This window comes from Bacillus sp. (in: firmicutes), assembly GCF_031983925.1.
In the GTDB taxonomy this organism is placed as follows: Bacteria; Bacillota; Bacilli; order Bacillales; family Bacillaceae_G; genus Bacillus_A; species Bacillus_A pacificus.
The window spans coordinates 432287-448204 of the sequence record NZ_DALYZR010000002.1; the positions used below are offsets into that span (position 1 = coordinate 432287).

The following is a 15918-nucleotide window of genomic DNA, read 5'->3' on the forward strand; positions in this document are numbered from 1 at the left end:
CAAGTCAGCCAACTAATCACTTCCTTATGAAGTTTTCGTTTCTCTTTGGTCATACACGAATCTGACTTTTGTAGGTTTTGTTTTCAACGTTAACGACTTGTGCCCTTCCCTCTGAAATGTTTTTATCCTCCGACTTATTGGTTATTCAGTCATCTTCGGCATTTCATCAAGCGGTACTACGGCACTACTGCCACTTTCGTAAAATGTGTTATAGCATCTGCCTTTCCACATACCATCGTCATCGAAGTGCAATCTTCTCTTATGTCGAAAGCTTCACACGTTCCACTATTCTTATCTGTACATACTCCCCTTAGGTTCCCCCTAAATTCCGCCAAGCTTGACTGTGCCTGTAACACAGTATGGATTTTCATAACCAAACGCTTACTCATCCACACTTGGAAGTCCTCTTTGGACCCCGTTATATTTCTATAACGTGACATTCACGAAAAGTCAGTCGAGGGTTCGTCCCAGTCGTTCTACTGATTCTAACCATAGGGATTTTATAGACACCAGACCTATCATTCACAGAAGATTTCTATCTCCCTTTCCTCGTCTTTTACGTTAGGGTGAACTTCAGCCTACTTTAACGGGCTTCAAACGATGTTGATGTTTGCAATATCGCTATCGCTTGCCGTAGCTTCAGTGAGTATGTTTCAGGACGTTACTCCATCATTCCATACTTCAGAATAGCAGTTCTACTAGCAAATACTAGTGCTTAACCTTTTCAGTTAAGAACGTGTCACACTCAAATCGATATCGGGTACCTTATCTCCTTTAAATCCAAGGAACGTTTCGAACGGAATATCATGTCCATCTTTTACGTATGGAACATTACATGTAGGACATTCTTTATCCGGTAAGTCGAAACCAGACCCTACAGAACCATCATTAAAGAATTCTGATTGCTTACATTTCGGACATACATAGTGTGGTGGTAATGGGTTTACTTCTGTAATTTCCATCATCGTTGCAACGAATGATGAACCTACCGATCCACGCGAACCTACTAGATATCCGTCTACTAATGATTTTTTCACAAGTTTATGTGAAATTAAATAAATTACGGCGAATCCATGACCAATAATACTTTTTAATTCTTTTTCTAAACGGGCTTCTACTATTTCAGGTAACTCTTCACCATAAATGCTACGCGCCATTTTATAACTCATATCACGCGTTTCATCATCTGCACCTTCAATTTTCGGTGTATATAGATCATCTTTTACTGGATGAACATCACCAATTAATGATGCAATCTTTTGTGTATTCGTTACGACAATTTCTTTCGCTACGTCTTCACCTAAAAATGAGAAACACTCTAACATTTCATCCGTTGTACGGAAATGTACAGGTGGTAATGAATGTCGGTTTAACGGATTCGCTCCACCCTGTGAACTTACTAAAATTTTACGATACATTGCATCTTCTGGATCTAAATAATGTACGTTTCCGGTAGCAACAACTGGTTTATCTAACGTCTCACCTAGTTTTACTAAGTTAGAAATGATTGTTTTTAATTGTCCCTCATCTCGAACGAGTTCACGCTCTACTAAATGACGTAACACTTCTGGTGGCATTACTTCAATGTAATCGTAGAACTGCGCAATTTCTTCTACCTCTTCAGGAGCTTTTTGCATCATCGCCTCAAACACTTCACCTTTATCACAAGCCGTTCCTACTAAAATACCTTCACGATACTTTTTTAATAGTGATCTTGGTACTCGTGGTACACGGTAAAAGTAATTTAAATGAGAATATGAAACAAGTTTATATAAATTTTTCAATCCAACATCCGATGTAGCAAGTAATGTCATATGACTTGGACGCCCGCGTTTATATGCATCCCCTTGTCCCATACTATCGTTTAATTGATCGTGATATTCAAAACCTTTTTCAATTACCTCTTTTAACATTTTTACAAGTAAATATCCCGTTGCTTCTGTATCATAAATTGCACGGTGATGTTGCGTTAATTCGATATCCATCTTTTTACACAACGTATTTAAACGGTGATTTTTCATTTCTGGGAATAAGAATCGTGCAAGCTCTAACGTATCTATTACTGGATTTTTTGTTTTTTCTAAACCAGCTTTTTTAAATCCTACGTTAATAAAGCCCATATCGAAGCTTGCGTTATGAGCAACAAGTGTATGGTCGCCCATCCATTCTTCAAACTTTTTAAACACTTCGTCCACTTCTGGTGCGTCGGTTAACATATCATCTGTAATACCTGTTAATTCAATGATCGTTGCCGATAATGGTTGATGCGGATTTGCAAAAGATTCAAAGCGGTCAATAATTTCGCCGCCTTTTACTTTTACAGCAGCTAACTCAATAACTGTATCATATACAGCTGATAAACCTGTCGTCTCAACGTCAAAAACAACATACGTTTCCTCTGCAAGTAAACGATGCGCTTCGTTATACGCTATTGGTACACCGTCATTAACTAAATTCGCTTCTACACCGTATATAACTTTAACTCCAGCCTTTTTCCCCGCAGAATATGCCTCCGGGAACGACTGAGCCACAGCATGGTCTGTAATGGCAATAGCCTCATGCCCCCATTTACCTGCTTGAGCAACAAGCTTAGAAACTGGAGTAACAGCATCCATTTGACTCATTGGCGTGTGAAGATGCAGCTCTACACGTTTTTCGCCTTCTGGTGCTTTATCTTTACGAGACGGTCCTGTTATTTCATTAATATCATTTGCAATCATTACTAAATCTCGAACAAATGTATCATTTTGAACAGAACCACGAGCCTTCACCCACATTCCTTTTTTCAAGGATTGTAGCATTGGAATATCTTCTTTATCACGTGAGAACATTTTGATCATAATCGAATCTGTATAATCCGTTATTTTTAAAGTTAATAACGTACGTCCACTACGAAGCTCTTTCGTTTCCACATGGAAGACATATCCTTGAACTGTTTTTCTTCTTTCTTCATCTTGAATTTCTCGCATCGGTGTAATCTCTTCATCTGGCTTAATAAGATACCCGAGTGTGATCGGTCCTTCATGCACAACGCTACTTTCTTCAGCTTGCTTCTTCGCCATTTCTTCCATAGCTTGTATAACACGCTCGCGGTCCTCTTGCTGCGTTTGCTCACGAAACTTTTGCATTTCTTCTGTATTTTGCTGTATATGTGTGTCTAACTGGAAACGCGGGAATCCAAAAGCCTCGTATTGATCCCCTACTGGTTTCGCAACGTTTTTCTTTAAAGCAGTAGATTCCAGCTCATTATTCACATTTATAAGTAACTTCACTCCATTGACCTGCGGAAGCTGCTTCTTTAAATAAGCAAACATAGGTGAAAATGTAATTCGTTCCGTACAAAGTGGCCAATACGCCCTCACTTCTTCTTCAGTAAATTGTTTGTTCTCTGTTTCTAATGCAAATGTTGTTCTTGCAATATGAGAAAATGATTGCTTAAGCTTTGTTTCTAGCAATTCATATAATTCTGTAGGCAAAATACGCGGTACTTGTAAATCAAAATGCCAACTTTTATTCGCTTTATCAATAACTAGCTTTTCAATGCCACCGCCTTGTAAATATTGATTTATAAGGTCTTCTGGTATTTGCAACTGCTGGAGCAAAATTTGAAATCGCTCTTGTTGTTCATTTGTTAAAGACATAAGCACTCTCCTTCCATTTGCTATTATAAATTGAAACGTACTACAAAGAAAGATTTCTCCCTTCTTCTTTTACAAAATACGTTGACAAAGAAAGAGAAGGTACCTCGTTATGAGGTACCTCTTCTTATTTTAAAATATTGGCAATATATGTTTGAAGCTCTTCTACTTTCACTTCTTCAGACTCACCTGTAGCACGTACTTTCACTTCTACAATACCTTCGTCTGCTTTTTTACCAACTGTCACGCGAACTGGAAGGCCGAATAAATCAGCATCAGCAAATTTAACGCCTGCACGTTCTGCACGATCATCTAGTAATACTTCATATCCTTGCTCTTGTAATGAGTTATAGATGTTTTCACCCATTTCCCGTTGTGCATCAGATTTCATATTTACTGGAATTACATGCACATGGAACGGTGCAACAGCTTTTGGCCAAACTAAACCGTTCTCATCATTAAACTGCTCTGCAATTGCTGCCACTGTACGAGACACACCAATGCCGTAACAACCCATAATAAGTGGTTGTGTTTTTCCGTTTTCATCTAGGAATGTTGCGTTCATTGCTTCACTATAACGAGTTCCTAATTTAAATACATGACCAACTTCAATTCCGCGTGCGAAAAGAATTGTTCCGTTTCCGTCTGGAGATTGGTCTCCTTCTTGAATGAATCGTAAATCCGTATATTGACTTACTTTAAAGTCACGTTCTGGATTTACATTTACATAATGGAACCCTTCTTCGTTCGCTCCTGAACATCCGTTGACAATTGATGCTACAGCGTGATCAGCAATAATTTCAATATCACCTGTTACACCAATTGGACCTAATGAACCAACTTCACAATTTAATAATTCTTTTACTTCTTCATGAGAGGCAAGCTCAACAACGGAAGCACCGTATACATTTTTCACTTTTACATCGTTTACTTCATGATCACCACGAACAAGTACAACTACTAATTTCTCATCTACTTTAAATACCATAGACTTAATGCACTTTTCAGCTTCTATGTTTAAGAAGGCAGATACTTCTTCAATTGCTTTTTGGTCTGGTGTTGCTACTTTTTCAAGCGCTTTTTCTGCTTCGTCACTCTTCGTATACGTAGCTACAACAGGAGCCATTTCGATGTTCGCTGCATAATCAGATGTATCCGAGTATGCAATTGTATCTTCACCAACATCAGATAATACCATAAATTCATGTGTATCTTTTCCGCCCATTGCTCCTGAATCAGCAATAACCGCACGGAAATTCAAGCCACAACGAGCGAAAATGTTAGAGTATGCTTTGTATAAGCGATCGTACACTTCATCTAAGCTCTCTTGTGTAGCATGGAAAGAGTATGCATCTTTCATTAGAAACTCTCTTCCACGTAATAAACCGAAACGAGGTCTTTGTTCATCACGGAATTTTGTTTGAATTTGATATAATGTTAACGGTAATTTTTTATATGATTTCACTTCATCACGTACAAGATCCGTAATTACTTCTTCATGTGTCGCTCCTAATGCAAATTCACGAGCGTTACGATCTTTCATACGCATTAATTCAGATCCGTAAGAATACCAACGACCTGACTCTTGCCATAATTCTGCAGCTTGCATCGCTGGCATTAATAATTCTACAGCACCTGCGCGCTCCATTTCTTCTCGAACGATTCGTTCTACTTTGTGTAGCACTTTTAATCCAAATGGTAAAAAGCTATAAATACCAGAAGCATTTTGACGCATAAAACCTGCACGAAGTAATAACTGATGACTCTTAATTTCAGCATCAGCTGGAACTTCACGTAATGTAGGACTAAATACCATACTTTGTTTCATTTATTCGCACCTCTTCATTTTACTCTTATACGCAGGAAAACCCCTCACCTCGAGTTAGGTGAGGGATTTTATTCTACGAGCTCTATTTCATTATAAGTTTCACTTTATTTTACAAGAAAAACTTACGAATGTCATTCCAAGTTACTACTAACATAAGTAACATTAATAATGCAAAACCAATAAAGTGAACCATTCCTTCTTTTTGACGGTCAATTGGTTTCCCGCGTAACGCTTCAATTAAGAAGAAGAACAAACGTCCACCGTCTAAAGCAGGAACTGGTAGTAGGTTAAATAAACCAAGGTTAATACTTAAAACGGCTGCTAAACTTAATACACGCGTAAATCCATAATCTACAACTTGATCTGTTAGATTATAAATTCCTACTGGACCTGACAACTCATTAATAGAGAATTGGCCGGTTACTAATTTCACAAGAGACTCAAAAATTAGTTTCGTCCATTGGTATGTTTGTTCAAAACCTGATTTAATAGAACCCATCACTGTTTTTTCTACAGGAGAGTAAACACCGATTCTACCAACTTCTTCTTTACCTTCTTTATCAAGCGTTGGCGTTACTTTCACATTAAACTGTTCACTATCACGCTTTACTTGTAACGTAATTTCTTTATTCGGATTTTCACGTACAATGGTAACAACATCTTTCCATGTACTTGTGTTTTTCCCATCAATAGCTTGAATTGTATCATTTTCTTTTAATCCAGCTTGCTCTGCCGCACTATTCTCCATCACTTTTCCGACCATTGGTTTGTCAACAGGAACACCTTGTACAAATCCAAGAATCACAAAAATAACAAACGCTAAAATGAAGTTCATTGCAGGACCCGCAAAGATCGTTAAAGCACGTTGACCTAATTTCTTAGAGCCAAACTGTCTATTATACGGAGCAATTTGAATTTCTTCACCGGCAGTAATAATACGAGCCTTTTCATTTACTCGGAATGTTTGAAGCTCTTCCTCGTACTCTTCATAACCCGAAATTGTTAAATTATGCTCTAAATCAGCTTGTTCCACTTCAATCACGCGAACATTTGGATACTTTTCATATCCATCAAAAACTAATTTTACAACTTCGTCTTTTTCGTTTAATACAAGGCCAACCTTTTTCCCAGGCTTTAACTCAACTGTATCTGCATCCTCGCCAGCCATTCTTACATAGCCACCAAGGGGCAATAATCGAATCGTATACACCGTTTCATTCTTTTCAAATGAGAATATTTTCGGACCAAAACCAATCGCAAACTCACGGCATAAAATACCTGCTCTTTTTGCGAAATATAGATGCCCTAGCTCATGGAAAAATACGAGTGCACCGAAAATTAATATAAAGGCAATCGCTGTATTCAATTCCATACCACCTTTGCTAAATTTGTTCCATCACAAACCGTCTTGTGGTTGCATCAATTTCCAGAATTTCCTCTAAGCTCGGACGTGCAATGACATTGTGATGGTTCATTGCTTTTTCAATGAGGTCTTCCACTGTTAAGAAACCAATTCTCTTTTGTAAAAAAGCTTCAACAGCTACTTCATTCGCTGCATTCATTACAGCCGGCATACTTCCACCTGTTTTTCCAGCTTCATACGCAAAGCGCAAGCAACGGAAACGTTCTTGGTTCATTTTCTCAAAATGCAATGTACCCATTTCCCATAAATTTAACTGCTTTGTGTCTGAAAGAGGCAATCGATCAGGATATGTAAGTGCGTATTGAATTGGTACTCGCATATCAGGTGAGCCAAGCTGTGCCATCACACTACGATCTTCAAATTCAACCATAGAATGAATAATACTTTCTTTATGTAAAACAACATCGATTTGCTCGTAAGGGATACCAAAAAGCCAATGTGCTTCAATTACTTCTAGCCCCTTATTCATCATTGTAGCAGAATCAATTGTAATTTTCGAACCCATTGACCAGTTTGGATGTCGAAGCGCATCTTCTACGGTCACATGATGCAATTCATCTCTCGTTTTATCACGGAAACTTCCACCAGAAGCCGTTATAATTAGTCGAGAAATTCTTTTTTCATTTTCACCATTCAAGCATTGAAAAATAGCTGAATGTTCACTGTCTACTGGAAGTAACGAAACATTATGTTTTCGCGCTGCTTCCATTACAAGATGCCCTGCAGTTACTAACGTTTCTTTGTTTGCAATTCCAATTGTTTTTTTCGCCTCAATTGCACGAAGTGTTGGTAACAACCCTACGCTACCTACAACAGCATTTACTACGATCTCCGCATCTGGATGTAATGCTACTTCTAAAAGTCCTTCACTACCATATACAATTTTTGTATTACCAGAGACAGCTTGTAATTTTAAAACATCTTCCTCTCTTTGCACAGAGACAATTTGCGGAGAAAATTCTTGAATGACTTTTACTGCGTAGTCAATATTTTTCCCTACAGAAAAAGCAACGAGACGGAATTGGTCTGGGTGCGAGCGTAATACATCTAAAGTTTGTGTACCAATTGATCCGCTTGCACCTAATAAACTAATGTTTTTCATGACTCCAACCCCTCGTTCATTTATTAATTGTATTGTAATAAGAAGTAGAGAATTGGTAAAACGAATAACCAACTATCTGTTCGATCTAATATACCACCATGTCCAGGTAAAATTGTACCTGAATCTTTTACGCCATAATGACGTTTAAATGCAGATTGTACTAAATCACCAATTTGTCCAAAAATAGAAATGATAATTGTCAGCACAATTAAAATTACTACATTCGATTCCACTGGGAAAAACATGTTGTAAACAAGCGCTACAATAATTCCACAAACGATGCCGCCTAATGAACCTTCAATCGTTTTATTTGGACTAATTTCTGGCCATAACTTTCTTTTTCCTAATGCTTTTCCTACGAAATATGCGCCTGAATCAGTAGCCCATATAACAAATAATGCGCAAAACACATATTTAATTCCTAAAATTCTCGTTTCATTCAAATATAAGAATCCCATTGCAACATATGTTGTTGCCATTAGTAAAAATGAAGCATTGTCAAAAGTAAATGTATTCTTAGAAAGGACTGTATATGATAAAAGTAATAGAACAATCACAAATGTGATTTCTAATTTACCTAATCCAATCCAAGTAAACAGTTCTGATGCACTACTTGGAATTAAAATAATCCATAATAATACTGCAGCTAAAACTGTTGGTACTGAAATAAGCGTAAGCTTATTCATACGAATTAATTCATATAAACCTATAGAAGCAAGTGCATACACTAAAACCGTAAAAGGCACGCCACCGTAAATTACGATGGGAATGAATAGCGCGGCAGCAACCACTCCAGTAATAATTCTCTGTTTCACTACCAAACCCTCTCTTTCTACACGCCTCCGAATCTGCGCCCTCTATGCTGAAAGTCTGTAATCGCATTTAGCAAATGTTCCTCGGTAAAATCTGGCCAATACACATCTGTAAACCAAAATTCCGAATATGCAATTTGCCATAACATGAAATTACTAATACGTAGCTCTCCGCTCGTACGGATTAACAACTCTGGGTCAGGTAAAGAACTCGTCATTAAGTAGGAAGAAAGCATTTCTTCGCTTACATCTTCAACACGAACTTTTCCTTCCTCACGATCTTTCATCATATGTTGCACAGCAGAAACGATTTCATCTCGACTTCCATAGTTTAACGCGAAATTCAGAATTAATCCCGTATTCTCTTTCGTCTCTTCCATGGCCTTCTCCATCGCTCTGCGTGTATGCGTAGGAAGACGATCTTGTTGCCCTATTACACGGACTTGTACGTTCTCTTCAATCAATTCTGGTAAAAATGTACCTAAAAATTCTTCTGGAAGCTTCATTAAATAATCAACTTCCTTTTTCGGTCTTTTCCAGTTCTCAGTTGAAAAAGCATAAAGAGTTAATACTTTCACATTAAGTTTGCTTGCAAATTTTGTGATTTTCTTTACAACTTGCATGCCTTCATGATGTCCCGCAATACGAGGCATCGCTCTCCTCTTTGCCCACCTTCCATTACCATCCATAATGATGGCAATATGTTCTGGGATGTATCCTTTTTTCACTTCTTCAACGAGATGATCAAACGATGTGTCCTTTTTACCTTTAAAAAAAGGAAAGTTTTTAAACATCATTCATACCCTCCAACAAGCAGACGTATGCCTAAAAGTGTAAAAAGACCCCCTTAAGAAGAGGGTCATATTTGCGAAAGTATCGCTATTACACTTCCATGATTTCTTTTTCTTTGTTTTTTGCGATTTCGTCAACTTTTGCAATATATTTATCTGTTTCTTTTTGGATATCTTCAGTATATCCTCTTAAATCGTCTTCTGTAATCTCGCCAGCTTTTTCAAGCTTCTTAAGATCATCGTTACCGTCACGACGTACGTTACGAACAGCAACTTTTGCTTCTTCAGCATATTTTTTCACAACTTTTACAAGATCACGACGACGCTCTTCTGTTAATGCAGGGAATGCAATACGAATTACAGTTCCATCATTAGAAGGGTTTAAGCCTAAATCTGCTTTTAAAATTGCTTTTTCGATATCACCGATAGAAGTTTTATCATACGGTTGAATTACAAGTAAACGTGCTTCTGGAACTGTAATGTTCGCTAATTGCACAACTGGTGTTGGTGCACCATAGTAATCAACTTGTACTTTATCTAATACAGACGCGTTTGCACGACCAGCGCGAACTGTTGCTAATTCGCGTGAATAAGCAGCAACCGCTTTTTCCATTTTTTCATTTGCAGACTTCAATACTTGTTGTCCCATATTTATTTCCCCCTTACAACTGTTCCGATATTTTCGCCTAACACGGCACGTTTAATATTCCCTTTTTCCATAACTGAGAATACAATTAATGGAATATCATTATCCATACATAGAGAAGAAGCTGTAGAATCCATTACACCTAAACCTTCTTTTAATACATCTAAGTAAGTAAGTGTTTCGTATTTCGTAGCTGTTGGGTCAATAGATGGATCTGCATTATATACGCCATCCACATTGTTTTTCGCCATTAAAATTACGTCAGCTTCAATTTCCGCCGCACGTAATGCTGCCGTTGTATCTGTAGAGAAGTATGGGTTACCAGTACCTGCTGCGAAGATAACAACACGTTTTTTCTCTAAGTGACGAACTGCTTTACGACGAATGTAAGGCTCTGCCACTTGACGCATTTCAATTGAAGTTTGTACGCGAGTTTGAATTCCGATGTTCTCCAAGCTATCTTGAAGAGCTAATGAATTCATAACTGTCGCTAACATGCCCATGTAATCCGCTCCTGCACGATCCATGCCCATCTCACTTCCAATTTTTCCACGCCAAATGTTACCGCCGCCAACAACAACAGCAACCTCTACATCTAGTTCTGCAATTTCTTTCACTTGTTCCGCAACTGACTTAATAACAGCTGGGTTGATTCCAAATCCTTGCTCGCCAGCTAAAGCTTCTCCACTCAGCTTTAAAACGACACGATTATATTTCGGTTTACTCATAATGAACCTCCAATTGCTTACATCTTTATTTTAAAAAAGGGAACACAATGTGTTCCCTAATCTGTATTAGTTACTACCTTTTACTTGGTTCATTACTTCTTCAGCAAAGTTGTCTTCGCGTTTTTCGATACCTTCACCAACAGCGTAGCGAACGAATCCTTTTAATGTTGCGCCTTTAGACTCAACGAATTGACGAACTTTCATATCAGGGTTTTTAACGAATGCTTGGTCAAGTAAGCAAATCTCTTCGAAGAATTTGCCTAGACGGCCTTCAACCATTTTTGCAACGATTTTTTCAGGCTTGCCTTCGTTTAATGCTTGTTGTGTTAATACTTGACGCTCATGCTCAACTTCTTCAGCTGTTACAGCATCACGATCGATGTATTTAGGGTTAACTGCAGCGATGTGCATTGCTACGTCTTTAGCAGCCGCTTCATCAGTAGAACCTTCAAGAACTGTTAGAACACCAATGCGTCCACCCATGTGTAGGTAAGCACCGAATGCATCTGCATCAGTTTTTGATACGATTTCGAAACGACGAAGTGTAAGCTTTTCACCAATTTTAGCGATTGCTTCGTTGATGTGCTCTTCAACTTTTTTACCGTTTTCCATTGTTTGAGCCATAGCTTCTTCAACGTTAGCAGGTTTCTTAGCTAATAAGTGAGCAGCTAATTCTTTAATTAATGTTTGGAAACCTTCGTTTTTCGCAACGAAATCAGTTTCAGAGTTTAATTCTAAGATTAAACCGTCGTTACCGTTTGTTTCGATGAAAGTTAAACCTTCAGCAGCGATGCGGTCTGCTTTTTTAGCAGCTTTCGCGATACCTTTTTCACGTAAGAAGTCAATTGCCTTCTCCATGTCGCCGTTAGTTTCTGTTAAAGCTTTTTTGCAGTCCATCATACCTGCGCCAGTTTTTTCACGTAATTCTTTTACCATTTGTGCAGTGATTGCCATACTTTTCATCCTCCTAAAATATGTATTTATACCTTTTATAAAGGTGTTTATACCTTAAAAAAGGTGATAAAAGGCCGAACCCCTTATCACCTTTCCAACTTTGTTACGCAGTAACAGTTTCTTCACCTTGTTTTGCTTCAAGGATCGCGTCTGCCATTTTAGATGTAAGAAGTTTTACAGCACGAATTGCATCATCGTTCGCTGGGATAACGTGATCGATTTCGTCTGGATCACAGTTTGTATCAACGATACCGATGATTGGAATGTGTAATTTGCGTGCTTCAGCAACTGCAATACGCTCTTTACGAGGGTCTACTACGAATAATGCACTTGGAAGACCTTTCATATCTTTAATACCGCCTAAGAATTTCTCAAGACGCTCTAACTCTTTTTTAAGTTGAACAACTTCTTTCTTAGGTAGTACTTCGAAAGTACCATCTTCTTGCATTCTTTCGATGTCTTTAAGACGCTTGATACGCTTTTGGATTGTTTGGAAGTTAGTTAAAGTTCCACCTAACCAACGTTGGTTAACGAAGTACATACCAGCACGAGTTGCTTCTTCTTTAATAGCTTCTTGTGCTTGTTTTTTAGTACCTACGAATAAGATGTCTCCGCCTTCAGCAGCGATGTCACGCATAACTTTGAAAGCTTCCTCAACTTTTTTCACAGTTTTTTGTAAGTCGATGATGTAGATACCGTTACGCTCTGTGAAAATGTAACGCTTCATTTTTGGGTTCCAACGACGAGTTTGATGTCCGAAATGAACACCAGCTTCAAGCAATTGCTTCATAGAAATTACTGACATAATATAGTTCCTCCTAAATGGTTTTTGATATCCTCCGTTTACTTCATCTCTAAGCGAAACTACAAACGTAGCACCAACACTTAAATCAGTAAACGTGTGTACTTTGTACTGACACCACTGCTTACTATATCATACTGAAATATTACAATCAAGTCGAAAATGCGAACAATGTAAAACTTTCTTTGTTCATACTCGAATTCTAGTATTACCAACCTGCATTTCTTTTAAGCAAAAAGTGAAATGCAATTCATGGCTTTTCAAAAAAATGCGATTATGACGCTATGTACGAACAACATCAATCTGTTATACAAAAAAACTCTCCTCAAAAAATGAGAAGAGTTTTATAAATTAGTTTGTTTTTAATTTAGCAAGTTCATGTAAGAATTTGTCGTTTAATACTTTAATGTATGTTCCTTTCATACCTAAAGAACGTGACTCAATTACACCAGCACTTTCTAATTTACGAAGTGCATTTACGATTACCGAACGAGTGATTCCTACACGGTCAGCAATTTTACTTGCAACAAGTAAACCTTCTGTTCCGTTTAATTCTTCGAAGATGTGCTCGATTGCTTCTAACTCACTGTAAGATAATGAGCTGATCGCCATTTGAACAACAGCTTTGCTACGCGCTTCTTCTTCAATTTCTTCTGCTTTTTCACGTAAAATTTCCATACCTACAACAGTTGAGCTGTACTCAGCAAGAATTAAATCATCATCTAAGAACTCTTGACCAAGACGAGCTAAAACTAATGTACCTAGACGCTCACCGCCACCAACGATCGGTACGATTGTAGTTAAGCCTTGACCAAATAATTCTTTATTTTCTACTGGGAATGCTGTGTAAGCACTGTTTACATCTAAGTTTGAAGATGTTTCTGTAATGTTGAATAAGCTTTGTGTATACTCTTCTGGGAATTGACGCTCTGCAAGCATTTGTTTCATACGCTCATTCTCGATTTGTTGGTGAATTGCATAACCTAGTAATTTACCACGACGGCTTACTACGAATACGTTCGCTTCGATTACTTCACACATTGTGTCAGACATTTCTCTAAAGTTTACAGGCTTTCCTGCTGCGCTCTGTAATAACGCATTTAATTTTCTTGTTTTTGCTAATAATTCCATTTCAAAAGTTCCTCCTACATGTTACTCACATATTTTTTCATCACTTGGAAACTAGGGCGAGTCACCTGATGACACTATTACAAAATAAACTGGCTCACATCTTTATTTTTAGCAATCGTTGCTAATTTTTCCTCAACGTATTGAGGCGTTATCGTTATTTTCTCTAACGTAATTTCAGATGCTTCAAACGATAAATCTTCAAGGAGCTTCTCCATAATCGTATGAAGTCTTCTTGCTCCAATATTATCTGTATCCTGATTAACTTGATAAGCAATCTCAGCAATCTTACGAATAGCTTCGTCTGAAAATTCAATTTCTATACCTTCAGTCGCTAATAAAGCAATATATTGTTTAATTAACGCATTGTCAGGCTCGATTAATATTTTAACAAAATCATCCGTCGATAATTTTGTTAATTCTACTCGAATCGGAAATCTCCCTTGTAATTCCGGAATCAAATCTGACGGTTTAGACATATGAAACGCTCCAGCTGCAACGAATAAAATATAATCCGTTTTTACTGATCCGTATTTTGTCGCAACATTTGATCCTTCTACAATTGGTAAAATGTCACGTTGCACACCTTCACGTGATACATCTACACTATTCGACTGCTTACCAGCAATTTTGTCAATTTCATCGATAAAAATAATCCCGAGCTGTTCAGCACGATAAACAGCCTCTTGTGTAACTTCATCCATATCAATTAAGCGCTGTGCTTCCTCATTTGTCAAGACTTTTCTTGCTTCTTTTACAGAAAGTTTACGTTTTTTTGTTTTTTTCGGCATAAAACTTCCTAATGCATCTTGGAAATTCATCCCCATTTGTTCCATGCCAGTTCCTTGCAGCATATCGAACATGGAAGACTGTTGTTCAGTCACTTCAATCGATACAATTTCATCTTCAAGAAGTCCTGCAGCAAGCTTTCTTTCCACATCTTGACGTTTCTTTTCGATTTCAACATCTTCCTGTGAATCTGTTGTTTGATTCGAATTTTGAGCGCCGCCAAATAGCATTTCTAATGGGTTTTTAAATCCAGATTGCTTCTCCGGACTCGGTACTAAAATTTCAACAAGACGTTGGTTCGCTTGTTCTTCTGCTTTGTCTTGTACTTTTACTACCATTTCTTCTTTCACAATGCGAACTGACGTTTCCACAAGGTCACGTACCATCGATTCTACATCTCTACCTACATATCCAACTTCTGTAAATTTCGTAGCTTCAACCTTAATAAAAGGTGCTCCAACGAGTTTCGCCATTCGTCGTGCTACCTCTGTTTTACCAACACCTGTCGGTCCAATCATTAAAATATTTTTAGGTGCAATTTCATCACGTAGATTTTCAGCTAATTTACTTCGGCGGTATCGATTTCTTAAAGCTACAGCAACCGCTTTCTTCGCATCTTTTTGACCGATAATGTATTGATCTAATTTTTCCACAATTTGACGCGGAGTAAAATGTAAATGCATATAAAATGCCTCCCTTACGATTCTACAATTCTTCCACAATTATATTGTGGTTTGTATACACACAAATATCGCCTGCAATGTCTAAACTCGCTTTCGCAATTTGCTTCGCTGTTAAATGTTCACTTGCATATTGTTTTAAAGCACGACCTGCTGAAAGCGCATAATTTCCGCCAGATCCAATTGCTAAAATACCATCATCCGGTTCAATCACTTCTCCCGTACCTGAAACAAGGAGCATAGTTGTTTTATCCATGACAATGAGCATCGCTTCTAGCTGACGTAACATTTTGTCACCGCGCCATTGCTTCGCCATCTCAACAGCAGCACGCTGCAAGTTTCCATTATACTCTTCTAATTTCCCTTCAAACATTTCAAAAAGAGTAAATGCATCAGCAACTGAACCTGCAAAACCAGCTAAAACTTTCCCTTGAAAAAGTTTACGAACCTTACGAGCTGTATGTTTCATTACAACAGCATTTCCCATTGTCACCTGGCCATCTCCAGCCATTGCACATTCTCCATTATGATGAACTGCAAATATCGTTGTAGCGTGGAAATTTCCCATAGAAAAAACTCCTTTATATGTTTTTATAG

The 15918-nt window shown here is 37.9% G+C and carries 12 protein-coding genes and 1 pseudogene; all 13 read right to left on the reverse strand.

All coding sequences use genetic code 11. The features are described 5' to 3' along the window. Positions 1–743: 743 nt before the first annotated feature. Positions 744–3641 (reverse strand): annotated as a pseudogene (locus tag RTP99_RS08185) (PolC-type DNA polymerase III); the annotation flags it as partial. Between the two features lie 124 nt (positions 3642–3765). Beyond that, positions 3766–5466: a proline--tRNA ligase gene (locus RTP99_RS08190; RefSeq protein WP_000814305.1), complete on the reverse strand. Its 1701-nt coding sequence runs from the start codon at positions 5464–5466 to the stop codon at positions 3766–3768. A 109-nt stretch (positions 5467–5575) separates the two neighbouring features. Then, complete coding sequence (gene rseP / locus RTP99_RS08195; protein WP_001090246.1) at positions 5576–6832, reverse strand: RIP metalloprotease RseP; 1257 nt, start codon at positions 6830–6832, stop codon at positions 5576–5578. Between the two features lie 16 nt (positions 6833–6848). Beyond that, complete coding sequence (gene dxr / locus RTP99_RS08200) at positions 6849–7991, reverse strand: 1-deoxy-D-xylulose-5-phosphate reductoisomerase (protein ID WP_000790363.1); 1143 nt, start codon at positions 7989–7991, stop codon at positions 6849–6851. Positions 7992–8014: 23 nt separating this feature from the next. Continuing rightward, entirely contained in the window at positions 8015–8806 is a 792-nt protein-coding gene (cdsA, locus tag RTP99_RS08205) for a phosphatidate cytidylyltransferase (RefSeq protein WP_000813584.1), read from the reverse strand. A 17-nt stretch (positions 8807–8823) separates the two neighbouring features. After that, positions 8824–9600 carry an undecaprenyl pyrophosphate synthase gene (gene uppS / locus RTP99_RS08210; RefSeq protein WP_000971300.1) on the reverse strand — a complete coding sequence of 259 codons (777 nt, stop codon included), beginning with the start codon at positions 9598–9600 and terminating at the stop codon, positions 8824–8826. Positions 9601–9685: 85 nt separating this feature from the next. Beyond that, the gene (gene frr / locus RTP99_RS08215; protein ID WP_000531500.1) at positions 9686–10243 is read right to left on the reverse strand and encodes a ribosome recycling factor; all 558 of its coding nucleotides are present in this window, start codon (positions 10241–10243) and stop codon (positions 9686–9688) included. A gap of 2 nt (positions 10244–10245) precedes the next feature. Next, entirely contained in the window at positions 10246–10968 is a 723-nt protein-coding gene (gene pyrH, locus RTP99_RS08220) for a UMP kinase (RefSeq protein ID WP_000042663.1), read from the reverse strand. Between the two features lie 66 nt (positions 10969–11034). Next, positions 11035–11922, reverse strand: coding sequence for a translation elongation factor Ts (gene tsf, locus RTP99_RS08225; protein ID WP_001018580.1), 888 nt, complete (start codon positions 11920–11922; stop codon positions 11035–11037). Between the two features lie 103 nt (positions 11923–12025). After that, a complete protein-coding gene (gene rpsB, locus RTP99_RS08230; RefSeq protein ID WP_000111483.1) occupies positions 12026–12727 on the reverse strand; it encodes a 30S ribosomal protein S2 in 702 nt (233 codons plus the stop codon). 348 nt (positions 12728–13075) lie between these two features. After that, entirely contained in the window at positions 13076–13855 is a 780-nt protein-coding gene (gene codY, locus RTP99_RS08235) for a GTP-sensing pleiotropic transcriptional regulator CodY (protein ID WP_000421288.1), read from the reverse strand. 77 nt (positions 13856–13932) lie between these two features. Continuing rightward, entirely contained in the window at positions 13933–15324 is a 1392-nt protein-coding gene (gene hslU, locus RTP99_RS08240; protein ID WP_000550081.1) for an ATP-dependent protease ATPase subunit HslU, read from the reverse strand. A 22-nt stretch (positions 15325–15346) separates the two neighbouring features. After that, a complete protein-coding gene (gene hslV / locus RTP99_RS08245; protein ID WP_000526271.1) occupies positions 15347–15889 on the reverse strand; it encodes an ATP-dependent protease proteolytic subunit HslV in 543 nt (180 codons plus the stop codon). Positions 15890–15918 lie beyond the last annotated feature (29 nt).